This is a genomic window from Bacillota bacterium (genome assembly GCA_030705925.1).
Lineage (GTDB): Bacteria > Bacillota > Clostridia > Oscillospirales > Feifaniaceae > JAUZPM01.
In genome coordinates this window covers 16,968-40,525 of record JAUZPM010000014.1, presented here as the reverse complement: position 1 = coordinate 40,525, position 23,558 = coordinate 16,968, and the positions used below count along the sequence as shown (strand labels likewise).

The 23,558-nt window shown below is 41.7% G+C and carries 15 protein-coding genes; 7 read left to right on the top strand and 8 right to left on the bottom strand.

From position 1 onward, the window contains the following. From Q8865_03660 to Q8865_03650, 3 genes are all read right to left on the bottom strand, one after another. A partial coding sequence (locus Q8865_03660) for a flavodoxin family protein (protein ID MDP4152528.1) occupies nucleotides 1-442 on the bottom strand: 442 nt, incomplete at its 3' end. Between the two features lie 306 nt (nucleotides 443-748). Further along, the gene (locus tag Q8865_03655) at nucleotides 749-1,174 is read right to left on the bottom strand and encodes a hypothetical protein (protein ID MDP4152527.1); all 426 of its coding nucleotides are present in this window, start codon (nucleotides 1,172-1,174) and stop codon (nucleotides 749-751) included. Beyond that, nucleotides 1,164-1,376 carry a helix-turn-helix transcriptional regulator gene (locus Q8865_03650; protein MDP4152526.1) on the bottom strand — a complete coding sequence of 71 codons (213 nt, stop codon included), beginning with the start codon at nucleotides 1,374-1,376 and terminating at the stop codon, nucleotides 1,164-1,166. Before Q8865_03650 ends, Q8865_03655 begins: the two co-directional genes overlap by 11 nt. Nucleotides 1,377-1,539: 163 nt before the next feature. On the opposite strand from Q8865_03650, the gene Q8865_03645 reads away from it, so the two are divergent. The 3 genes from Q8865_03645 to Q8865_03635 all read left to right on the top strand — a co-directional run bounded on the left by Q8865_03645 (nucleotide 1,540) and on the right by Q8865_03635 (nucleotide 3,470). Further along, nucleotides 1,540-2,232, top strand: a complete 693-nt coding sequence (locus Q8865_03645) for an MBL fold metallo-hydrolase (protein ID MDP4152525.1) — start codon at nucleotides 1,540-1,542, stop codon at nucleotides 2,230-2,232. A gap of 16 nt (nucleotides 2,233-2,248) precedes the next feature. Further along, complete coding sequence (locus Q8865_03640) at nucleotides 2,249-2,719, top strand: pyridoxamine 5'-phosphate oxidase family protein (GenBank protein MDP4152524.1); 471 nt, start codon at nucleotides 2,249-2,251, stop codon at nucleotides 2,717-2,719. 61 nt (nucleotides 2,720-2,780) lie between these two features. Continuing rightward, nucleotides 2,781-3,470 (top strand): DUF421 domain-containing protein, encoded by a 690-nt coding sequence (locus tag Q8865_03635; GenBank protein MDP4152523.1) that lies wholly within the window; start codon nucleotides 2,781-2,783, stop codon nucleotides 3,468-3,470. Between the two features lie 136 nt (nucleotides 3,471-3,606). Here Q8865_03635 and Q8865_03630 read toward each other — a convergent pair whose 3' ends face one another. Further along, nucleotides 3,607-4,593: a DMT family transporter gene (locus Q8865_03630; GenBank protein MDP4152522.1), complete on the bottom strand. Its 987-nt coding sequence runs from the start codon at nucleotides 4,591-4,593 to the stop codon at nucleotides 3,607-3,609. Between the two features lie 215 nt (nucleotides 4,594-4,808). Between Q8865_03630 and Q8865_03625 the strand changes: the two genes are divergently transcribed. After that, entirely contained in the window at nucleotides 4,809-7,394 is a 2,586-nt protein-coding gene (locus tag Q8865_03625) for a hypothetical protein (protein ID MDP4152521.1), read from the top strand. A 19-nt stretch (nucleotides 7,395-7,413) separates the two neighbouring features. Here the strand turns inward: Q8865_03625 and Q8865_03620 are convergent, their stop codons facing one another. From Q8865_03620 to abc-f, 3 genes are all read right to left on the bottom strand, one after another. Next, on the bottom strand, nucleotides 7,414-8,148 hold the full coding sequence (locus Q8865_03620) for a ThuA domain-containing protein (GenBank protein MDP4152520.1): 735 nt from the start codon (nucleotides 8,146-8,148) through the stop codon (nucleotides 7,414-7,416). A 359-nt stretch (nucleotides 8,149-8,507) separates the two neighbouring features. After that, nucleotides 8,508-8,936 (bottom strand): hypothetical protein, encoded by a 429-nt coding sequence (locus Q8865_03615; protein MDP4152519.1) that lies wholly within the window; start codon nucleotides 8,934-8,936, stop codon nucleotides 8,508-8,510. Nucleotides 8,937-8,995: 59 nt separating this feature from the next. Further along, the gene (abc-f, locus tag Q8865_03610) at nucleotides 8,996-10,462 is read right to left on the bottom strand and encodes an ABC-F type ribosomal protection protein (protein ID MDP4152518.1); all 1,467 of its coding nucleotides are present in this window, start codon (nucleotides 10,460-10,462) and stop codon (nucleotides 8,996-8,998) included. A gap of 282 nt (nucleotides 10,463-10,744) precedes the next feature. On the opposite strand from abc-f, the gene Q8865_03605 reads away from it, so the two are divergent. From Q8865_03605 to Q8865_03595, 3 genes are all read left to right on the top strand, one after another. Further along, nucleotides 10,745-12,505, top strand: a complete 1,761-nt coding sequence (locus Q8865_03605; protein MDP4152517.1) for a helicase-related protein — start codon at nucleotides 10,745-10,747, stop codon at nucleotides 12,503-12,505. A gap of 114 nt (nucleotides 12,506-12,619) precedes the next feature. Continuing rightward, on the top strand, nucleotides 12,620-17,515 hold the full coding sequence (locus tag Q8865_03600) for an alpha-2-macroglobulin family protein (GenBank protein MDP4152516.1): 4,896 nt from the start codon (nucleotides 12,620-12,622) through the stop codon (nucleotides 17,513-17,515). Between the two features lie 120 nt (nucleotides 17,516-17,635). Next, nucleotides 17,636-22,507 (top strand): alpha-2-macroglobulin family protein, encoded by a 4,872-nt coding sequence (locus Q8865_03595; GenBank protein MDP4152515.1) that lies wholly within the window; start codon nucleotides 17,636-17,638, stop codon nucleotides 22,505-22,507. A gap of 46 nt (nucleotides 22,508-22,553) precedes the next feature. On the opposite strand, the gene Q8865_03590 is transcribed toward Q8865_03595, so the two are convergent. Beyond that, nucleotides 22,554-23,333, bottom strand: coding sequence for an alpha/beta hydrolase (locus Q8865_03590; protein ID MDP4152514.1), 780 nt, complete (start codon nucleotides 23,331-23,333; stop codon nucleotides 22,554-22,556). Nucleotides 23,334-23,558 lie beyond the last annotated feature (225 nt).

The window sequence follows — 23,558 nt, the reverse complement described above, 5'->3', positions numbered from 1 at the left end:
TAATATTTGCGCCCCACGAGCTAAAGGCGTTTTTCATAGTGTTTAACGCATGGTTTGAAGAACCCGCGCCGGACGTTGTTATCAAAGCTGCGCATTTACCGTATAATGATGGGCGGTGTGAGTTAAAAGCCATACGGTCGATAAAGCTTTTCATTGTGCCGTTTACATCTTCAACATATACTGGGCTTGCAATAATAATCGCGTCTGCGTCCTTTATTTCCTTGATTATTCCTGAAAGCTCGTCTTTGATGGGGCAGAAGCTTTCATCTCTGTCAAAGCAGATACGGCAGCCTCGACATTGTTCTACCTTTGTTTTGGCAAGTGAAATATGGGTTATCTGAACTGATTCATCAAGCTTTGCAAGGCTGCCCTCCAGCATTTGAACGATTGTTTCAGTGTTGCCTGACTGCCTTAAGCTGCTTGTGATCGAAACTATTTTCATTAAAGTTCTCCTTAAAACTGCGTTGATTTTTCAGATTATAGCTCATCCGATGTCGTTATGATATATCGTCTGTTTTGACATGCCGCCGTCAATGGCTATATTTTTGCCTGTTATGAAATCCAACCCTTTAAGTCTTTTATTACATTATAATACCAAGTTTTTGATTTTACCAAATCTATTTTGGGTTTTTCGCAAGCGGGGAACTTGCTATACAAACGGGTCATGGCTCACAAAAGCAAAATAATAGCTTGTTCAGCAAGCTGAACAAGCTAAAATGCATATATTTAAATTATTGAAATCTATTTTTTACATCCTCTTTGAATAGTAATCAAACAGCACAATACAAAGCACAAGTTCTATCAAAAACAGGGATGCAACTAGCAATATCGCTGTTATACCCATGTCCATGTATGCCATAGTCAGCATTACAGCCGTAATTGCGTAAATCATTACGTGGTTTATTTTAGAGCCGACTCTTTCACGGATTCGGATATTCCGCTCATCATTGACTTCTATGTTTTTTTTGCGGGTGAACTCTTCTTTTTCCGTCTTAGAAACTATAAATGCGTCTATGAATTTACCAATGCCGAGCGCAAAAACAGCCGCGCCAACACCGTAACATAAACCTGAAATCATTTTAACACTTTCATCACTGAAAACAAATTTTCCTAAGCACAGTAGAGCCGCTCCTACAACTGCCGACAGCAGATAGAGCCATTTTTTATTTTTCATTATCTGTCTCCTCCTCGTAAATAAAAATTTCCTCAACGCTCATTTTAAAATATTTTGCAATTTTATAAGCAAGATTTATTGACGGATTATACCTCCCGTTTTCGAGCGACCCGATCGTCTGTCTCGAAACCTGTAGAATATCGGCAAGTTCTTCTTGCGTTATCCCACTTTTCTTTCTTATCTCTTCAAGTCTGTTTCTCAAATTATCACCTCCGTTGATGGAAAGCATACTTTACATAAATATGATAACACTTTGCTCAAACGATGTCAAGCAGACTTTCCATTTTTATTACCTAAATAAAAAATAAATTGTAATTTACAAAATTCCCTTTATAATAGAAATATATTTTTATAAGAGGTAGGATATGGAACAGATTATAGTGCTGGATATAGAGGCGCAGTTTAGGGCAAATAAAAACCCTGTCCATCCGGTGATACTTATAGACGAAAGGGAAATGATATTGGTCGACACTGCATTCATCGGCTTTTTAGAGAATATCGAGAAGGCCTTTGAATCACATAATCTAAAGTGTGGCGATCTTACAAAAGTCATAATAACCCATCAGGATCACGACCACATGGGCTCTCTTGCGGCTTTAAAGCGAAAGTATCCCCATATAGAGGTCATTGCAGGAGAAACGGAAGAGCCGTATATTTCGGGAAAAATGAAATCAGCAAGGCTTCTGCAGGCTGAAGAAAGACAAAAGCATCTGCCGGAGGAGCAAAAGACATTCGGCGAGGCGTTTATTAATATGCTCAGAAATGTTGAGCCCTGCCGAGTAAATACAACTGTCAAAGGCGGCGATACTTTTGGCTGGTGCGGAGGCTGTGAAATAGTCGACACCCCCGGACATACGCCCGGGCACATCTCACTTTATCTTAAAAAGCATAAAACTGTTATAACAGGCGACGCCGCATGTGTCGAAAACGGCAAAATTGGAGTCGCAAACCCCATTTACACACTCGATATGGAAAGGGCGAAAGAGGATATAGAAAAACTTTTAAATCTTCCCGCAACAACCTATATCTGTTTTCACGGCGGGATATATAAAAAATAAAAAAGGATTGATATTAATGCGTAGAAAAGAAAGGGAAGTTACCGATATCAACAAAATCGAAGAGATCGTGCAAAAGTGCGGAGTATGCAGGATAGGGCTTATCGACGAAGGAATGCCCTATATCGTTCCGATGAACTTCGGGTATATGAGAGACGGCGAAAAATTGACATTTTATTTTCACTGCGCTAAGGAAGGCAAAAAGCTTGAGCTTATGAGGGAAAACCCAAATGCCGCAATAGAAATGGACTGCTCTCACGAATTGATTTCGGCTGGTGACAATGCCTGCGGCTACAGCTATAGATACGCAAGTATTATGGGCAAAGGCGTTATCAGCATTGAAGACGATTCCAAAAAAGCTTACGCGCTTAATAGGATAATGGAGCATATGACCGGGCGCGGTGATTTCACTTTCACTGAGGGTGAGATGAATAAGATTCTGGTGTTAAAGCTTGAGGTAATCGCGCTGTCGGCAAAAGCCCGAGAATAATATGTATTATGTTTCCTCTCCTGCCAATAATATAAACAGTACAATCGGGGAGGATTTAATATTGAGTTTTAATCAGATTTTGAACTTGATCAGCCGCACTGTTTTGATATTTTTTGTACTGTTGTTTCTTGCAAGGTTTTTAGGCAAAAAACAACTCAGCCAGCTGACATACTTCAACTATATAACTGGCATCACAATAGGCTCGATAGCCGCAAACATCATAAGCCGGACAAATCAACCCTTTCTTGATGAATTCATTGGGCTTGCCTCTTGGTGCCTGTTGACCGACCTTATAAGTGTTTTAAGTTTGAAATCAAGCAAGGTAAGGACACTTCTTGATGGTGAGCCTGCGATAATAATAAAAAAGGGACTTATCAACTATAAAACTTTAAAAATCTCTAGGCTCAACCTCGACGATGTTTCTATGATGCTTAGAGAGCAAAACGTTTTTTCAATAACTGACATCGACTATGCGATACTTGAGCCTGACGGAAAGCTAAGCATACTTAAAAAACCGGAAGTTCAGCTGGCTACAAAAAAAGATGTGAAGGCAGAGCTCTCTTCCACAGCATACCTTCCATCTGAAATCATCACCGACGGCAAAGTGGTATATAAGAATTTAAAAGAGCTTAATTTAAGTGAAAACTGGCTAAAAAACGCACTTTCATCCCAAAATGTAAATTCAGTGGACGAGGTGATGTACGCTGAGATTCAAAGTGACGGAACGCTTTATCTGCAAAAGTATATTTAATATAATAACCGAGTTTTTTTGCCGCTTCTATTTTTATATGAAATGAAAAGTGCGTTTCCTGGTGATGGAAACGCACTTCTTTATACCAAAGTTTTTTGCAGCGTCAAAACAGACTGCAATCTTTTTCATATCGATATTATGACTTTACAGGTATTTTCTCTATAGGCGCTTCTATATTTTCAGCGTTGGCATTTTCTTTGCTCATCCTGTACCCCGGGATGAATGATATAAGTGAACCGGTTATGATAAGGATTATCCCTATCGCCATGTTAAGCGTGATCGGCTCGCCGAGTATGACAAGAGCCATGATCGGGGCAAGCGCAGGCTTGATGAAAAAGACAAGTGACGTTGTTGACGCCGAAGTTTCTTCCATAGCGAGAAAGTAAAACGCATATCCAAGACCGGTGGCAAATAAGCTGACGTAAACAAGGCTGAGCAGTGAATGCAGAGTTATTCCCTGCAAGATCGGCACGTCGGCGAATGCTTTAAGTCCAGCCTGTGTCAAAAATCCCGACACCGCGCCGACCTTAGACACGAAGATTAGCAGCAGCATTTCAAGGCTTCCGAACAGGAAGCTGAAGCAGGTGAGCGCGATGCCGCCGTATTTTTCGCTCAGCTTGCGACCCATGACGCTGTAAAGCGCAAACGTTATCGCGGACAGTATAGTCAAAACTATTCCGGTAATAGTGCCGGACATGTGCAGCGGATTCATTATAACTATTATTCCGGCAATATTGACGATAAGCGAAACGATAGTATGCTTGTATATTTTTTCATGAAGCATCAAATAAGCAAACAGAATAACGAATATCGGGTTACAGCTAAACAGCACGGCAACGACAGACGCATGAGCATACAGGATTGCCATTTGATATAATATCATGCTGACTACGATGCAGATAAAGCCCGTCAGGGCAAAATATGCGATGTCTGACCGGTTAAGGCGGACATTCCTTTTTTTGAGCCCTTTAACTGCAAGCGGCATCAAAATAAGAGAGGCGATAAAAAAGCGCAAAAATGTTATCTGTATCGGATTAAACTCGTTCGTTACAAGCTTCAGCGCGATCTCCATTGAACTGAAAAAAATAGTAGTCAAAAGAATATATAAGTAGCCCTTTTTCAAAATTGTTCCCCATTTCCCTTAAGCAAAAAAGTGATGCTTTGAATATTTAGCGGTTCTATTATAACAGAATTTGAGCCTTGTGAACAAAAAAAACGAACGGAAAGCTATTATTTGCCTATTAAAAGTTGAAATATACATATTGGAAGTTTGTAATAATTACAGAATGGTGGTAGAATAAATAATAATTATATAATATTTGGAGAAACATGATTTATATGGTAAATACTTTTGATAAAAAAAGAGCTTTTGACTTTATTACAAGCATCATATTCTTAGTCATCTTAATCGTTAGTTGCATATTTGACTTAACTAACATTCATTTACTAGGAATTATAAAAATCAAAGTCGATAATATAGAAGATTTAATGAATACACTTTTTACGGTTCAAGCCACTGTTGGTACATTGGGGATAGCACTGATATCTATAATGTCGAGCACGATAAAGGATACGATATTCGGCATTTCGGTAACGAGATACATAATGCACATTAAACCGTCAATATTTAAACATAAAAATGTTGTATTGCTGCAGCTAGCCCTTATAGTCGTTAGTTACATATTTTTATTTTTAGGATTTTACAATTCTCTGACGGCTGTATTTTTTATAAGTATTTTTATTTTATCAATAATGACTGCAGACATATTTAAGATGTTTCAGGGAAAGCAATATCTCGAAGAAGAAATAAAAGAATATCTGCTTACTGATTTGAAAAATAATAGTATAAAAGATGTCCTTAAACAATTAAAAGAAGAAATAATAGCAAAAATAAAAGATAATAAAGGACTAAAATTTTCTAATTCTAATTTAAAAAATAATAGAGTGCAGGAAGATATTCTAAATCAGTTGAAAGAAGAAATAATTGGCTTTAATTATAGTAATAATACTTTGTATTTTTATAAAGATTTGGATATACTTTATGAACTGTTTAAAAACATTAAGGGAAATGATGATATTTTAAATATTTATCAAACAACCATGGGTGACATATTTAAAGAAATCTCTAATACATCAAATGCGGAATACATATATAAATACCTAAATACATTAAATTTAATTTATGAAGATTGCAATAAAAATTCTAAGGTTTATTTGAATATATGGGATTATATATATTTACAATTTTTTGAATCAATTACAAAGTTGAATCGTAAGCAGTTTGATATAGCATTAACATTAAGATCTTCGTTATATAATAATCTATTTTTCATTAATAAAGAAAATGGATTTGTTCAGCAGAAAAATCATGACCTGGATAATTGGTCAACAAGAATATATTTCAGTATTCTAAGAAACCCGCCTTTAATATGGACAGGAAAAGATGCGCTCTGTTTAAAAAAAGATTTATATCAAAGTTTATATAACAAAATATCATTTAATAATTATAAAGAATTCAAAATTGAAAAGGAAAAAGTTTTACTGAGCGAACTTTTAAATTACACTATTGTATTAGCAGATTACGCGGAAATTAAAATTCTTGAAAACACGGTTTTTAGTTATTTAGCATATAGCGAGGAAAAGTTTTTAGATTATTATGTAAGAATCTTTTGCTATTTTTATTACTTACATAAAGATGAAATTATTAAAAGCGATTTGAAAACTTCTATTGAAAACTTATTGAAGGAACAAAAAAATGCAATCGAGTCCTTTTTCTCAAAAATTAAAACAGAAAAATTAGATTTATCATTTATTGAAAATACTATTGAAATTTTAGGACCCAGGGAACATTATGAAGAAAACGAAGACGATGTTTTAGAAAATACTAAAATGAAATATGTAATTATGGACGATGCTGTATATGAGTTTATAATATTCTTGAAACTATATAAGAATGACAGCCCGGAAACAATATTTAACGAATTGTTAAGTATTGCAAACGATGATTACCTTTATTTTTATAATTATTTCACAGGGAAAAAAATTGATAAAACAAGACAAAGTTATAATTCGTTTTTGACATTTTTTAATTTAGATATTGTTGAAGATGACATTAATGAAAAAATGGATCTGTTTGAAAACGCAATGATACAAATATATAAAGTAAAGGAAATCGAAAAAAGAAAGGAAAAACGAAAAAATATAAATTTTGATGGAATAACTGAAAACATAAAGGCTAGGACGTTAACTATATTAAATGAGGCTACAGCCTCATTTAATAATAAATATCAGAACATCTCAACACAAATGATTGATTTAAAATATCTATCCGATGATACCCTTTTGGCTGAAAAATATCATGAAAATAGGATTCTCCAATTTATAAAAACTGATTTTATTAATGTATTAATAGTAAATATTCGTGATCACTTAAAGATAGAAAAAGTCTTAAAAAAAGATAAAAATAAGCTTAACGTATTTTTCGATAATCTTAAGAATTCAAAAGTCAGCCCGGATACCTTAATGGGTTACTATAATATCTTTTATTATGAAGATAGAACTGATGACTTTAGAAGTTTTGAAAAGGGTAAAAATAAAATTGCTTGCGCATCTCAATTTGCTATAGCAATTGATAGTCAAAAATTTTATTTAAAAATTCTCAGTTTAGATTTAAAAAAAGAAAAAGCATATTTGGAAGATTATAAAAATTTAAGAAAGGATGATTCGGGCAGATTCTTATTTGAAGTAAATGGCAAATATTTACCTTTCGGAGAAGAAGAATTAGAAAAGTACATTCTTGAAAACAAATGTAAAATACATGGTGAAATTGAAATCGAGTACGGTTTTAACGATGATATAATCGGAGCGGGGATTTTTATTGAAGATATGACGGAAGCTCTAATTATAGAAGAGCAGACGCTGTGATGCACAGGTCTGCTTAAAATCATTTTTGTTCGTATTTGGCGATAGGCACATACGGCTTTGTGTGACCGTATTCAACGGTCGGAGCGCCGCTTGTGTTCGCCCAGTTTACGGCGTTGGTGATAACTTTTTGTATCTCTGGGTTATGGTAAATAGGGAAGGTTTCATGACCGGGTCTGAAATAAAATATCTTGCCTTTGCCCCTGTGATAGCAGCAGCCGCTTCTGAATACCTCGCCGCCTTCAAACCAGCTTATGAATACAAGCTCGTCCGGCTGGGGGATGCAGAAATGCTCGCCGTAGGTCTCCTCATGCTCAAGGACTATCTTTTCGTCAAGACCGGACACGATCGGATGTCCGGGATCAACGACCCACAATATCTCTTTATCGCCGTCCTCACGCCATTTGAGCTTTTGCGACTGGGTTCCGCATATCTTCTTAAATATCTTGGAAGCGTGGCCGGAGTGAAGGACTATGAGACCCATTCCTTCCATGATACGGTGATATACACGGTCTACTATTTCGTCGTCAACGTTTTTATGTCCCGCATGTCCCCACCAAATCAAAACATCGGTATCATTCAAAACATCTTCGGTCAAACCGTGTTCAGGCATGTCCTGAGTCGCCGTTTTTACATCCATGCCGGCTGCTTTTAGAAATTCGGCGATGCAATTATGTATACCGCTCGGGTATATTGCCGCAACGTTTTCACGCTCTCTTTCGTGGATGTATTCGTTCCACACTGTTACTTTTACCATGATCGTCACTCCAGACATAATGTTGTAATCGATTACCTATTATAACATGTTTTATTTAATATGTATAAAAAAATTATTATTTTTTATTGGAATATAATAAAAAGCCCGCCTGTGCGGGTTTCAGACTGTCGAAAAAGTACACGCGCCGCAAAAGTGATTGCACATATATGATAAGACAACATTGAAGTATCAGATATTTAAACGTGATCTTCAGGTTGTGTTTTTAAACACAAAATGGCTCTGCCACCCCATACCTGTGGCACTTTTGCTTACTTCGTTAACAGGCGCCCTGCTGTATCTGCATACAGCGACGAGCGCCTGTTCTTCGTCTGCCTGCCTTTTTCGAGCGTCTGCCAGCTTTACAGATATTTTTTCATTTCGTCGATGTTGGTTTGTTCGGTTTTGAGCAGTTTGTCAGCAAGGCCTTTGACTTCGGGGTCTGAATTATCATAATCCTTAAGATGTCTTGTGATGTCGGTCACACCCATCGTGCTGCCCTGAATCATCATCTGCGCCATGTGAGACGAAGTCTTGTCGATCAGCGTATTGCCCTTTACCGACATGTAGGTCGACACTTTTGCAATGGCGCCGATGCTGTCCGGGTTGTGGTTAAGCGCTTTCATCTTGTCTTTCGATTTGTCGAAAATATTCTGATACTCGGTAAGCTGGCTTTTCAGCACATTTCTAAAATTTGTGTCGTCTGAAATGTCGATGAGCTGTGAAATCGAGTTTTTGCCCATTTCGGCATTTTTGTAGATATAATTTAACAGTTCGGTATCCTTTGACATATAATCACCATCTTCAAAATTGTTTTGACTATAGTTTGCTCAGGATTTTTAAAATTTTACTAAAATTCAATACATTTTGTTGCGATATTATTCACAAAGGATAAGTCGTGCTCGACAAAGAGCATCGTTGGTTTATACTGTGTTATCAAATTTTCGATCTGTATGCGGGACATTACGTCGATAAAATTGAGCGGTTCGTCCCAGATATATATATGCGCCTTTTCGCACAGGCTTTTCGCAATGAGCACTTTTTTCTTCTGACCGCCGCTGAAATCGCACATGTCTTTTTCAAACTGCACCCTTGAAAAATCCATTTTGCGAAGCAGCGCCTTAAAAAGGCTTTCGTCGATGTTGCTGTCCTCGGCAAAACTCTTGAGATCGCCCTGTAAAAAGGACGTGTCCTGCGGAACATATGAGATGACAAGTCCGGATGCGGTTTCAAGTTGGCCGCAGTGGGAGATGCCCTCGCCGGTTATCAGCTTTAAAATGCTAGATTTGCCGCTTCCGTTTTTCCCGGTAAGCGCTATCCGCTCGCCCTCAGTTAGTGTGAAGTTTATATCAGAGCAGACTTTTTTGTCGCCGTAAAATATAGAGAGGTCTTTTGCCTCGATAAGCCGCCTGCTGTGATGCTTCAACGGCGTGATTTTAAGGTCTTCCGACTCCTCAATATTCCTCAAAAGTTTTGACTTTTCCTCGACAGCCGAAAGCTTGCGGGCTTCGGCGGATTTTGAGCGTTTCATCATTTTGGCGGCTTTATGCCCGACATATCCCTTGTCCGGTACATCGCCCGATTTTTTGCTTTTCTCGGTTTTGTCCGACCATGAGGCAGTGCGCTTTGCAGCCTCTGAAAGGCGCTTTATGTCCTTTTTTAGTTTGTCGTTTTCGGAAATCTCAAAGTTATCTTGATACTCTTTATTGAGCAGCCATGTCGAAAAATTGCCCTGCTGAATCTCGATATCCGTCTTATTTATCGAAAGAATATGGTCTATGCAGTTGTCGAGGAAAACCCTGTCGTGCGAAACGAGTATGAAGCCCTTCTTGCTGTTCAAATAATCGCTCACAAGCTTTCGCCCCTTTACGTCAAGGTGGTTTGTCGGCTCGTCTATAAGCAGAAAGCTGCTGTCGTTTAAGAAAAGCGATGCGATGAGTACCTTTGTCTGCTCGCCGTTGCTGAGCGTTTCGAAGGGGCGGTAAAGCACGTCTTCCGATACTTCAAGCTTCGGCAAATCCTTTAAAAGCCGCCAAAGCTCAAATCCCGGACAGATGTTTTCAACGACGTTTACGGTATCCATGCTTTTATCGGGGACGTCGAATGGGAAGTACATGAATTTGATTGACGAGCTTATGCTGCCGGAATATTCAAAGCCACCCGTGAGCAGCTTTAAAAATGTCGTTTTGCCACGACCGTTTCGCCCGGTGAAACCTAGCTTCCAGTCGGTGTCGATGTTCAGCGATACGTTTTCAAAGATATTATCATAACTGCCGTCATAGGCAAAGGTAAGGTTTTTAATCGTGATTTGTGACATAATATTCCTCCTTAAAAAATAACAGGGATACGGAAAGCCACTTCCCGTATCCCAAAGGATCAAATATAAAGCAACATTTCCGCACAAGGCATGACAAATAAACCGTTATCCATCAGCCTGTATTAAATTATCAGCGGAAATTATTGCGCATCTTTTCATCTCAAATCATTATTATTTTATTTGATTTTATCAAAACTTAATTTCTGTGTCAAGACCAGTTATTCTATAATTTGCAGTAAATTTCACATAATAATATTATTATAACAAAATCGCAGGTGCATTATGAAAAAAGCGCAGAGAGCCTCACGAGATTTCGAAAGGCTGAGATCACAATTTAAACAGATCGAAGAGATCGTTAATAATACCAGAAACTCAAATCTGTGGAAGCATGAGGCGAGCGTCAGAAAAAAGATAAAATCCCTCAAAGACCTTAAGGACAAAGGTCTTAAGGATTACGACATCGTCTATGAGGATTATATCGGGCTGCTTAATTATATCTCCCAAAAGCTTATCGAGTTATATAACAGGCGCAACAACAGCTCATACGAGTTTGAGGACATCATAAAGACTGATATGAAGGGATATATCAGCTCTGGCATCATGTCCGTTCTTATCAAAAGCCATATTCCAAACCTTGTTGCGGCGCAGTTTGAAAAATATTTCCCCGATAATCCGAAGGACGAGTTTGAAGACGCAAGAAAAATCAAAAGAAAGTTCTTCCTGCATCTCGGCGCAACGAATACCGGCAAGACGTATAACGCCCTTGAAAGGCTCAAAACTGCGGAAAACGGTGTTTATCTCGCCCCTTTGCGCATACTTGCGCTTGAAAATTTTGAAAAGCTCAACCGTGACGGCGTGCCCTGTGACCTGCTTACAGGCGAGGAAGAGATCGACGTTGCCGATGCAAAGCATGTCAGCTCTACGATAGAAAAGCTCGATTTGAGCCGTGAATATGACATTGCAGTCATCGACGAGATACAGATGATAGAAAATTCACAGCGTGGACAGGCGTGGACAAGGGCGCTTTTGGGATTGAAATGCCCCGAGATACATGTCTGCGGCGCGCTTAATGCTAAAGAGCTGATACTGAAAATAATCGAAGACTGCGGCGACGAGGCGGAAGTGAGGGAATACCACAGGGAAATACCACTCAAACTCTATGACAAATCTTTCGAGCTCAAAACCACCGTCAAGGGGGATGCTCTCGTCGTCTTTTCAAAGCGGCGTGTTTTAGAGCTGTCTAAATTTCTCAACGAGAAGGGCGTGAAGAACAGCGTTATTTACGGCGACCTTCCGCCCGAGGTGCGGCGAATGCAGTATGACGCTTTCATAAGCGGCGAAAATGGCGTGCTAGTGACGACGGACGCTATCGGCATGGGCGTGAACCTTCCTATCCGCAGGATCATTTTCATGGATATAAAGAAGTTCGACGGCGAGGATTTTCGCTATCTCACGACGCAGGAGGTAAAGCAGATAGGCGGCAGAGCCGGAAGAAAGGGCATATACGAGGTTGGCTTTGTCGGCGTTTACGGCCCCTATCAGCCCTATATCAGAGAGTGCCTCGAAACGCCGGATGATGAGCTTTTAGAGGCCGTCGTCGGCCCCAGCGAGACAATTCTGAAAATCGGCAATCTGCCATTAAATGAAAAGCTTGCTCTGTGGAGCACACGTCAGGAAAAGCTCGACTATTACAGAAAAATGGACGTCAGCGATTACCTATTGATTCTCGATTCGATAAAGCGGTATAAACTGCCGGAGGAGATCCAGTATAGGCTGATGAAACTGCCGTTTGACGTGGGAAATCCCGAGATTCTGGCAAGCTTCGTCGACTATGTCGACGAGATTTTCAGACTTAATAAAAGCAGGGTGACTAAACCGCTCTTCACCGAAAACACGCTTTCGGATCTCGAGATTTACTATCAGAAAATAAACCTATATTATTCTTTTTCAAAAAATCTCAAACTCTCCTTCAACGAGCAATGGGTCTATGACGAACGCAAAAATGTCAGCGAAAAGATAAACGAGCTGCTATTAAAATTATAATAATAGATTTTGGGGCGTCAAATGACGCCCCTTTTATTATCTTGACAGGTAGAGGAAATATGTTACAATAATTAGGTAATATGCCCTATGAAGGTATAATTTGGAGGGGATAACGTGAAAGAGTTCTGGAAAAAAAGAAAAAGCCCTGCAAAAAAGCTGCTCATGGTGATCATTGCGGTTTCGATGATTTTTTCTCTTGTTCCTGTAAATGTCATGGCTGACGATTCTGCCTATGACCCATCCTCGGTCACTGTTACGGCTGATTCAAATGCAAAAAGAGGCATTGCCGAAGACACTTCATTTACGGTTTCGGGCAAGGGGCTTACTCAGAATATCGTTGAAAAAAGGATTACGATCACGCCTGCAGTGACGTTTAAAGTCTCAAAATCAGGCAGTACATATAAAATTAAACCCGATATTCCGTTTGACAGCGACAAGCTTGTCATCCTAACGCTTGCCGATGAAAATGGGGGCACGCTCAACAAGTGGGCATTCCAAACCGAGAGCAAATTTGAAATTTTGAACACCATCCCGAGAAACGGTAATACTTATGTTGCAAATGATGCCGGCATCGAGCTTTATTTTTCACAGAGTGATGTCGACCTTGCAAGCCTGACGTCATCGTTCCATATAAATCCGGAGGTCAAGGGAACATTCAAAATGTTCGGCAACGCCGCTGTCTTCATCTCGTCTGAACCGCTCAAGGGCGGCACCACATACAGTGTCACGATCGATAAAGATGTCAAAAACAGCGTTGGCGAAACGATAGGCGATAAAAAGGAATTTTCCTTCAGCGTCGAGGATAAAAACGATGACGATACTGTTTTTTACTGGGAAAAGTACAGCTTTTCATCTTTCCTTCCGTCTGAAACGCCGGTGATGTCCACTTATGTTGCCAGTGGCTATGAGGACAAAAAGGCGAACGTCGAAATCTACAGCTTAAAGGATGACAAGGCTTATCTTGACGAGCTTGACGCTTATGCCTCGGACAGGGGAATAGCTTTTGAGCCTGATATGAAAAAAATGACCTTAAAGCTTTCATTCGATTCTCCTTTATACAAGGGGCAGAGCGAATGGGACGATTTCAGGTATATCCCCGCGCCGCAAAAACTTGACAAAGGCTATTACTATATGAAGGCAACGATCACAGATAGTGACGGCAATCCGCAGAGCGTCTCGATGTATTTTCAGGTGTCAGACCTTTCCGTCTATTCGTCTTTAAACGGAAATGACGCTTTAGTCTGGGTCAACAGCGCGGATACAAAAAAACCTGTTTCGGGCGCGTCGGTCAAATTTATATATGATAAGAATACTGATTCCGGGAAAACCGGCAGTGACGGGAGCGCAGTTGTAAAATGGGGCAAAAAGTTTGACAACACTTGCAGGAATAACAGCCTTATTTTAAAGATAGAAAAGGACGGCGGCGTTTTCATAGATTTTGCCGATAAAGAAGGCTTTTATGCTTTTGACGGCGATGAAAACTATGCCGGCGATGATTATTACTCATACATATATACTGACAGAGAATTATATCTGCCTACCGATAAGATACAGATATGGGGCGTTCTGCGCCCGAGGACTGACACCGCCAAAAAGCCGGAAAACCTCAAGATAAAGCTGGATGCAGATAACAACAGTTTGTTTGACAACAGTATTTATGAAGCGCCGGTGACACTCAGTGACAGCGGGGTTTATAAATGTGAAATCCCTGTCACCGGTCTTGCGGCGGATTATTACAGAATCACTCTTACCAGCGGGAAAAGTGAGCTGTCAAGCAGCTATATCAATATTTCGGATTATGAAAAACCGACCTATGTAATGACGGCAAAACCTGAAAAAGAGGTCAATATAGATACGGCTGAAAATCCAGCTGTTATCGATGTGAATAGCCAGTTTTTTGAGGGGACGCCCGCCTCAGGGCTTCCTGTTAAGGTGTCTATGTATGAAAGCGGAGAGAGGAAAGAATACCATTTAAAGCTTGACCGTGACGGTAACGGCACTTTTTCGATAAAGCAGGACGCTGATATCATGTCGTGGAAGCCTGAAAATTTAAATTTTTATGTCAGTGCCGAAAGCGCTGAAGATTATTATGACGATGGATTTGGAGCGGACGGCTCGGTCATCACCGTAAATCGTGACACAATGCTTCAAGCCGACGTTAAGCATAAGGATGGCAAAGCTACGATCGATGTTACGACAAACAAAATGGATCTGACTAACTTAAAATCCGCAGACGATCTTAACGGCGACAAATATCCCAAAAACATAATGGGAGCTCCGGCTGACGTCGACGTTACGCTGACAATAACACGCCACTTCAGTCAGCAGACCGGCAATGAGGCATATTACGATTTTTTAAACAAGAAGACGATTTATATCCCGACGTATGAAGAGGCAAAAAAAACAGATACCATGACATTTAAAACGTCGGGCGGGAAATATACGCTTGCGGACATCCCGTATGAGAACGGATGGTATGAATTTGATTTCAATTATAAAGACGGCAAGGGGCGCAATACAAAATATTCAACTTCGTTTTTCAACGATTATAATGATTACTTTGACGGCGTAAACAGATATGACTTCTACTCAGCCGAAAGCGGCGAAAACTATGATCTGGGATTCAATGAAAAAAAACCGCTGACCGTTGACGTCATGAAAAACGAGCAAAAATTTGATTTGAGCGGCGACGCAAGGATACTTGTTGCAAAGGTTCAGAAGAATACGTTTGATGTAAACACTTTAAGCACCAACGAGTTCACGATTAATTATGATAAAAAATACATGCCGAACTTTATGTTGGTAGGGGCGTGTTTCGACGGAACGAATACATACGGCATTCAGTATAACTACGTTGACTATGATCCCTCTGAAAAAGGGCTTTCTATCAGCGTCAAGACGGATAAAGACGTTTACCGCCCATCAGATAAGGTGAACGCGGATGTCGAAGTCAAGGATAAATACGGGACCCCTATTCCAAATGCCGATGTGTGCCTGAGCGTTGTCGATGAGGCTAATTTTGCCGTAAACCAGCAGTATGCCGATGTGCTGGGAACACTTTACGGTGAAATATATTATCCGGAAATTACGACCTATTCATCTTCTTCTGTGCCTCAAGATTATGGCGGCGGAGATGGAATGGGCGGCGGAGACGGCAGCGGTGAAGTGAGGACGAAATTCAATGACAACGCTGCGTTTTTAACAATTAAGACAGATAAAGACGGAAAGGCGAAAACGGAGTTCACCCTTGCCGACAACCTGACGACATGGCGGATAACGGCGCTTGCAGTGAGCAGTGATCTTAAGGCGGGCTCAAGCACGACCGACGTTTCGACTAAGCTTGCGATGTTCCTGTCGCCGATAGTGCCGGAGAAGTTCATTTCGGGCGACACGGTCAACTTCTCATCAAGGGCATACGGAAGCAGTGTTGACGGCAAGGATGATGTGAACTATACGGCGACCGTCACGGGCAGCGGCGTCAACAAAACAGTAGATGTAAAGACCGCGGCGTGTGAAGACGCAATATTCAAATTCGGAACGCTTCCTGTCGGAGATTATACGCTTACGATAAAAGGCACAGACGGAAAGCTTTCAGACGGGATAGCGAAGCCGTTTTCAGTTGTTGACAGCGGGCTTGAGGCGACTATCTCGAAAATCACGACCTTTGACGACATTAAAAATATAAATGCCGCACGTTTCCCGGTAAGCCTTGGATTTTATAACAGCGATTACGCCATGTACAGCAAGGTGCTTTCAAAGCTTGCGGGAGGTTACGGCGAGCGGACGGACGCAAGAATGGCAAGTGTATTCGCAAACGACCTGATCTATAAAGAGTGCACAGGCATCGACAGAAGCAGCTTAGACAAGATAGCCGATATTAAAAATGATTATGATTTGTTGACATTTACATATAATCCGAACAATTATTATGCCGACCAGAATAACGAAGATGCCACTCTATCTGCGCTCGCAGCAGCCGCGCTGCCCGAATATATAAACAAAACAAGCATGGAATCAGCTCTTTATTCGGAAATCGTTAATCCCGAGGCGACTTCGATCGATGTTGCCTCCTCCTACATGGGGCTTGCGGCGCTTGGAGATCCTGTGCTTATCGACATACAGTCGCTGCTGAAAAACAACAAAGGTTTTACAGAGATAGACACGCTGCGGCTGATTGCCGGGCTTGCCTATGCAGGGGACTTTGATGGCGCGAAAAAGTATTTTGATAAACTGATTGTGCCGAAACTGCTCGACTGGAAAGACGACAGGGGAAACACGGGCGTGTATTACGATACCGGAAACAATTACTGGAACGTTCCGGCAACAGGGGCGGCTTTGGTAACGGCATCGCTGCTGCATCTGCCATCTGCCGATAAAATGGCGGGTTATCTCTGCGAAAACAAGTCTGAAACATATCTCCCAGTTCTTGAACAGGTGATTTATGTCAGGAATTTCAAGCCGGCTTCAAATAATAACGCATCATTTTCATATAACGATAACGGAAAGACTGAGACGGTCGATCTTTCAAAGCTCGGCATAAAGTTTGTTTCATTCTCGAAAGAGCAGTTTGAAAACGCAGACTTTAAAGAGTCGGGAAACGTGGGCGTTGCGGCTTATTACACCGGGCTGCCGTCTGAGATCAAGGATACAGACAAAAAAACGCTCGAAGTGACGAAAACAGTCACAAAAGAGAGCAACGTCGGCGATATGGAAAAAGTCGTAATAGATATTGGTGGCGAGCCATACGGCGACTTTTTGATACAGGATTATATTCCGACAGGGGCGCGGTTCTGCGGCTTTGGAAGTGACGATTATGATCGAAATTATTTTCTTGCTTCATCTGAAAAGCAGAACATAAAGATATTCATCCATTGTTCTGAAACTTCACAAATCGTATATTATATCCGAAACGTCACCCCCGGTGTTTATGTAAGTGAGGCGCCTATCGTGACTTCCGAAGATTATCCAGAATGGGGTCAGGGCGAGCGGCAGAGCGTGATAATCAATTAAATTTAAAAAGAGGCTTTCGTAAGAAAGCCTCTTTTTTTGCAGGGATTTATTGACATATCGAGGAAAAATGTTACAATTGACTTGATGGGTGACAAAATAAGATATTTGTTGGAGGGGATTATGGCTGGATTTTTCGAATTCAAAAATAGGCTGTCGGGCAAAATGCTTACGATATTCCTATCGGTTTCAATGATATTATCAGTCTTTCCGCTAGGTTCCACGGCGGCGGATAGTATTGATGGACAGTCTGTGACGGTTACAGCGCAAAAGGAAACAAAAAAGGGCATTGCCGTCGATTCGGGATTCATTGTAAAGGGAGACGGCATTACAGAGGATTTTATTCAGAAAAGAATAGTAATAACGCCTAAAAGGACGTTTAAGACAGAGGCACAGCCTGACGGTACATATATCATTACGCCTGACAAACCGTTTGAAAGCAATGTCCTCGTTACGGTGTCGCTGACTGATGAAAATGGGGATACCGTAAACAAATGGGCATTCCAGACCGAGCAGAAATTCAAGATTCTGGGCACAAGGCCGGACGACGAGGATTCATCCGTACATCTGAATGCGGGTATAGAGCTTGAGTTTTCAGAAAGTGACGTCGACCTTGACAGCCTAAAATCAGCTTTCAGCATTACGCCGAATGTTACCGGTCAGTTTAAAATGTTCGCAGATACGGCTGCTTTTATCCCTGACGCTGAGCTTTCGTATGGCACCGTTTATAAAGTGACTGTTTCCACTAACGTCAAAAACAATGAAGGCGAAAAGGTTGAAAGCGGAATAGAGTTCAGGTTTAAAACGATAGAAGAGCCGGAAGATACGATTTTCTACAGCAATAAATACAGTTTCGGCACATTCATACCCTCTGATCCGATTGCTTTGGGGCTTTCGGTTGCGGACGATTATAAAAATGAAAAATTCAAGGTTTCTGTCTACCGGTTTTCCCCTGATGATTACCTTGCAGAGCTTTCTGCATACTGCGACAGCCATGGCTTTGATTTTAAACCCGATCTTTACAAGTCATCGGAATTCATGACATTTACAAGCGAGCTGACAAAAGGGCAAAGCTGGGATAGATATATAGTTATGCCGCAGAATTTTAACCTCGGATTTTACTGTGCTGTTATCTCAGCGACGGACAACAAGGGCAAACAGCAGAGTGTATATAAGTATTTTCAGGTGTCAAACCTTTCTGTTTACGGTTCATTCAACGACAATGACGGACTCGTCTGGGTGAACAGGTCGAGCGGGGCGGTTTCTGGCGCCACGGTCAAATTCAAAAATGAAAAAGGCACGGATTCCGGCGTGACTGGCAAGAACGGCAGCACCATAATCAAATGGGACAAGATCAGAGGGGATAATTATTATTATCAGGATGACTGCGTTTTAAAGATTCAAAACGGAGGCGATATTTTTATAGATATTGCAGATCTGAGCAGTTATTATTGCTGTGACTATTACGGAGGCTATTACGGGTCTAGCTCTGAAGATTACTATTCATATTTGTATACGGACAGAGAGATGTATCTTCCTACGGATAAAGTGCAGATGTGGGGTTTGATCCGCCCGAGAAAGGATGGCGTAAAAAAACCCGAAAATCTTAAGGCTGTGATAAGTGACGGCGATGATGATTTGTATGAGACGCCGGTGACTTTGAGCGACAGCGGCACGTTCAGCTGCGAGCTTTCCTTTTCAGATCTCAAGTCTGATTATTACAGCATCAGGGTTGTTGATGGGGACGATGCGATCTTCGGCACATATGTGGAAATATCTGATTATGTAAAACCTGTTTATGTTTTTTCTGCAAAGCCTGAGCAAGAGGTTTATGTCGAACCCTCTGAAAATCCGGTCGTCGTTGATGTAAACTGCCAGTTCTTCGAGGGTTCGCCCACATCAAATCTTCCTGTTTCTGTAGACGCTTCCGGAGACGGAAATCTTAAATATACTAAGAAATTCAACCTCGGCAGGGACGGCAGCGGAAAAGTCTGGATAAAGCAAAGTGTTGAAAAAGCGGAATGGTGGGAGCCGGATTCACTGGATTATCGCATCTATACCGACAGCGCCGAAAACAAAGAGCAAGTTGCGTCCGGCTCGGTGATGACCTTCAACCGAGATACGATGCTCTACGCAACAGTAAATCAGGACAGAACGATCGACGTTGAAACAAATAAAATGAACCTGTCCGGTATCCACACAGAAGCTGATTATCACAGCGACAACTTTCCTGAAAATATCAAAGGCGAGCCGGTGGATATAGACGTTACGCTCACAAAAACCCATTACTACTATGTGTCCACAGGCACGTATTCTGATTATGATTTTATCAACAAGAAGACGATAAGTTTCCAAACTTATGAAGTCAGAACTGATGTGACAACCAGAACTTTCAAGACTGTGAACGGCAAGTTCAAGGTCACTGATCTTCCTTACATATCAGATAACGCTTGGGATGAATACGAGTTCTCATATAAGGACGGGCGGGGGCGTGACACAATATCAGGGCTAAGTGCTTATGAACCGTACTATTGCGGCAGACCAGAACCGTCTCAATATAAGAATTACTCGTTTGAAGCTGTCGGAAATCCGAACAGACTGACGATTAACGAAAAGAACCCTCTTACCTTTTTTATAAATGAAAACAACAGCAAGCTGAAGCTTGGAAATAACGGCAGGTATCTTACCGCAAAGGTGCAGAGCGATACCTTTGACGTGACTTTAAGCACAAAAGATGAATTCACGGTAAACTTCGATAAAAAGCTTATTCCTAATTTCGAGCTTATCGGGGCATATTTTGACGGTAAGCATATATTCCCGATAGAGGGAAGTGGAATCAGTTACGATCCTTCCGAAAAAGAGCTTACTGTTAACGTCAAGACTGATAAAGAGGTTTACCGTCCATCAGACAAGGTGAATGCGGAAGTTACGGTTTTGGACAAAAGCGGAAAACCTGTCCCGAACGCTGACATTTGCATGAGTGTTGTCGACGAGGCGCAGTTCGCAATCGCTCCGCAGGGGGTCAATATGCTCGCTACCCTGTACGGCAGAATATATTATCCCAGTCTATGCAGTTATGTTTCATACACGCAATATTACGGCTCTGCATCCGGCGGAGGGGGCGCAAGCGATAGCGCAAGTGATGTTTCTCCTACAGCGCCTGCTTCACCAAAACCGCGCTCTAAATTTGTTGACAACACTGCCTTTTTGACTCTCAAAACCGATAAAGACGGAAAGGCTAAGACAGAATTCACCCTTGCCGACAACCTTACGTCATGGCGAATAACAACACTTGCCGTAAGCCCTGATCTTGGCGCAGGTTCAAGCAAGATCGATATCACGAGCAAGCTTGCTATGTTCGTGTCGCCCGTGGTGCCTGATACCTTCATAACGGGGGATACGGTGAATTTCTCGTCCCGCGCATATGGCACAGAGGTCGAGGGAACACAGGATATTAGTTACACAGCCACAGTAGAGGGAAACGGCGTTTCAAAGTCGGTTGATGTGTCCGCAAAAGCCATGGACGATGCGATTTTCAAATTCGGAACGCTTTCTGCGGGCAACTATACACTGACGATAACCGGCTCGAACGGAAATCTTTCAGACAGCATTTTAAAGCCGTTTTCGGTGATAGACTGCGGATTGCAGGCACAGTATTCGGACATCATAAACTTTGACGACATAAAGAATATAAAGCCAGTCCGCTATCCGGTCTATCTTGAGTTTTTTAGCAATGATTATCTGGTATATAACCGGGTGCTTTCAAACCTCGCCCATAATGGCAGTTGGCGCTCGGACGCGGAGATTGCAAGCTCTTTTGCATGGAACCGAATCTATAGTGATATCTATGGAAAAAGCCCTGAAAATGACGTGCCTTATGAAATAAAGAATGCAGATGGACTTATACCGCTTTTGAGTGAAGACAAAAAGGGCGACCCTGTTCTTACAGGGCGAATTGCGTCGGCGGCTCCCGATTATATCAATAAAAGTTCGGTGAATTCGGCGCTGTATGGTGTAATTTCCGGTGAAGATTCAACGCCCGAACAGGTCGCGGCTGCGTATATGGGGCTTGCTTCGCTCGGCTCCCCGGTGCTTATTGACATTAAGTCATTATTAAAGAACGGGGGCGGATTCTCAGAGCTTGATAAACTGCGCCTTACCGCCGGGCTTGCGCTTGCGGGCGATTTTGAAGGCGCTAAGGATTATTATAATAAGCTGATCGCCCCAAAGCTTACAGACACATATGATAAATGGGGAGATCCGGCGTTATACTACAAAGCTGGCGACGACAACGACATGAATATCGAAATGACGGCCGCCGCTTCTATAACAGCTTCGATTTTGAGGCTGCCGTCAGCCGATCTTCTGGTAAGATACCTGTGCAGCGCTGAGTCGCAGACAGACTTAACCGTCCTCGAACAGATGGTCTATGTAACCCATTTTAAACCTAAATCCAGCGCCAGCGCATCCTTCTCATATACGCAGGGCGGCAAGACGGAAACGGCAGAGCTTGATAAGCGCGGTTTTGAGTGTCTCTCCTTTACAAAGGAACAGTTTGCCGACACATCCTTCAGCAAGATTTCCGGGGATGTCGGTGTTATGGCATTCTACACCGGCTATGCCTCGGAGAATAAGAGCACAGGAAGAAAAGACCTTAGAATCACAAAGAAGGTAACGCCCGAAAGCAACGTCGGCGATGAGGAAAAGGTCACGGTAACTGTTGAGAACGCGCCCAAAGGCTATATTAGCATTCAGGATTATGTTCCGACCGGCGCTAGATACAGCGGAAAAGACTCATGGAAGGTATACCTTAACAGCTCTGAAAAGCAGAATCTGCGTTTTAAAACTTATAATGATAGCCCGGGAATGGTCACTTTCTCTTATTATGTCCGCAACGTGACGCCCGGGGTCTATATCTGCGAAGCTCCCATTGTCAAGGCTGAACAGACGAATGAATGGGGTCAGGGCGAGCGGCAGAGCGTGATAATCAACTGAATATAAAAATGCCGGCTGGGGACTGACCCGAAGCCGGCATTTTTTGTTATGAGGGAAGCAGGACTGCGTCAAGCTCTTGTTTGAATCTGTCCGAGTAGATAAGCCCGCCGTGTTTAAGCCCGTCAAACTGTTTGAATTGCAGATCAGGGATATACTTTTTCAGTTTATTTATAGATTTTATCGCAAAGTATTCCTTACTGCCGCACCAGCAGTATACTTCCGTTTTGGTGTCTTTAATCTCAGCTCTTATCTTTTGGATATGGTCGAAATAATATGCGTTGTAAAAAGTCTTTTTCGTAATGTTTGAGAATACGACGGAATTAAGCTTTTCAGGGCAGCTTTCACTTGTGAAGCTGCCGGTCACGAGGTTCAGTAAAATTGGGCTTGTTTTCTCAGGGCTTTTGATTATTTTAACCGCTATCGCTGCGATGATTTTTGAAAAGGGCATTGCCAGAAAGCGGGGGCGGGGCAGAAGATAGGGCGCGTCGAGGATCGTTTTTTCAATTGCCGTTCTATTGCTTGCAAGGATCTCCGCAAGGACGTTTGCGCCCATCGAAAAACCGTATGCCGCATAGATTTTTCCGCCGTGATGCGTGGCGATATAGTCGTCGATTTCCACTGCGGTCTGCTCGATATCGGCAAAGTCTTTGTCCTCTTTCGGATTGTGTCCGTCATATGCCGGAAGAATGAGATAGTAATTCCTTTGAAGGTCGCCGATTAGATGGCTGAAATTCTGCTCCCACGTGCAGACCATGCCGTGTAAAAGCAGGAGGGAGGGCTTGCTTTCGTCTCCGAACGTTTCAAAAGTCACTTTTATCACTTCCATGAAGATATGATTTTCTATATTATATCACGTCGAATGCGCATTATGTCATCTGCTGTCATTGAACTTTATAAAATCAGCTGATATAATAATGATATTCTGAAAAACGAGGTAACATTATGGTAATCTGCGCTGTCTTTGCTCTATGCAGGGTCTGATTCAAGGGCGGATTTGCATGGAGCGGTAAAACCACCGCCCAAAATCGGGCTTTGCAGCTTATGATTCAAT

What these genes read in the sequence shown, in the direction of transcription:
- Q8865_03655 (MDP4152527.1), bottom strand. Translation starts at nt 1,174, where the DNA reads ATGAAAAATAAAAAATGGCTCTATCTGCTGTCGGCAGTTGTAGGAGCG.
- Q8865_03645 (MDP4152525.1), top strand. Translation starts at nt 1,540, where the DNA reads ATGGAACAGATTATAGTGCTGGATATAGAGGCGCAGTTTAGGGCAAAT.
- Q8865_03640 (MDP4152524.1), top strand. Translation starts at nt 2,249, where the DNA reads ATGCGTAGAAAAGAAAGGGAAGTTACCGATATCAACAAAATCGAAGAG.
- Q8865_03625 (MDP4152521.1), top strand. Translation starts at nt 4,809, where the DNA reads ATGGTAAATACTTTTGATAAAAAAAGAGCTTTTGACTTTATTACAAGC.
- Q8865_03620 (MDP4152520.1), bottom strand. Translation starts at nt 8,148, where the DNA reads ATGGTAAAAGTAACAGTGTGGAACGAATACATCCACGAAAGAGAGCGT.
- Q8865_03615 (MDP4152519.1), bottom strand. Translation starts at nt 8,936, where the DNA reads ATGTCAAAGGATACCGAACTGTTAAATTATATCTACAAAAATGCCGAA.
- abc-f (MDP4152518.1), bottom strand. Translation starts at nt 10,462, where the DNA reads ATGTCACAAATCACGATTAAAAACCTTACCTTTGCCTATGACGGCAGT.
- Q8865_03605 (MDP4152517.1), top strand. Translation starts at nt 10,745, where the DNA reads ATGAAAAAAGCGCAGAGAGCCTCACGAGATTTCGAAAGGCTGAGATCA.
- Q8865_03595 (MDP4152515.1), top strand. Translation starts at nt 17,636, where the DNA reads ATGGCTGGATTTTTCGAATTCAAAAATAGGCTGTCGGGCAAAATGCTT.
- Q8865_03590 (MDP4152514.1), bottom strand. Translation starts at nt 23,333, where the DNA reads ATGGAAGTGATAAAAGTGACTTTTGAAACGTTCGGAGACGAAAGCAAG.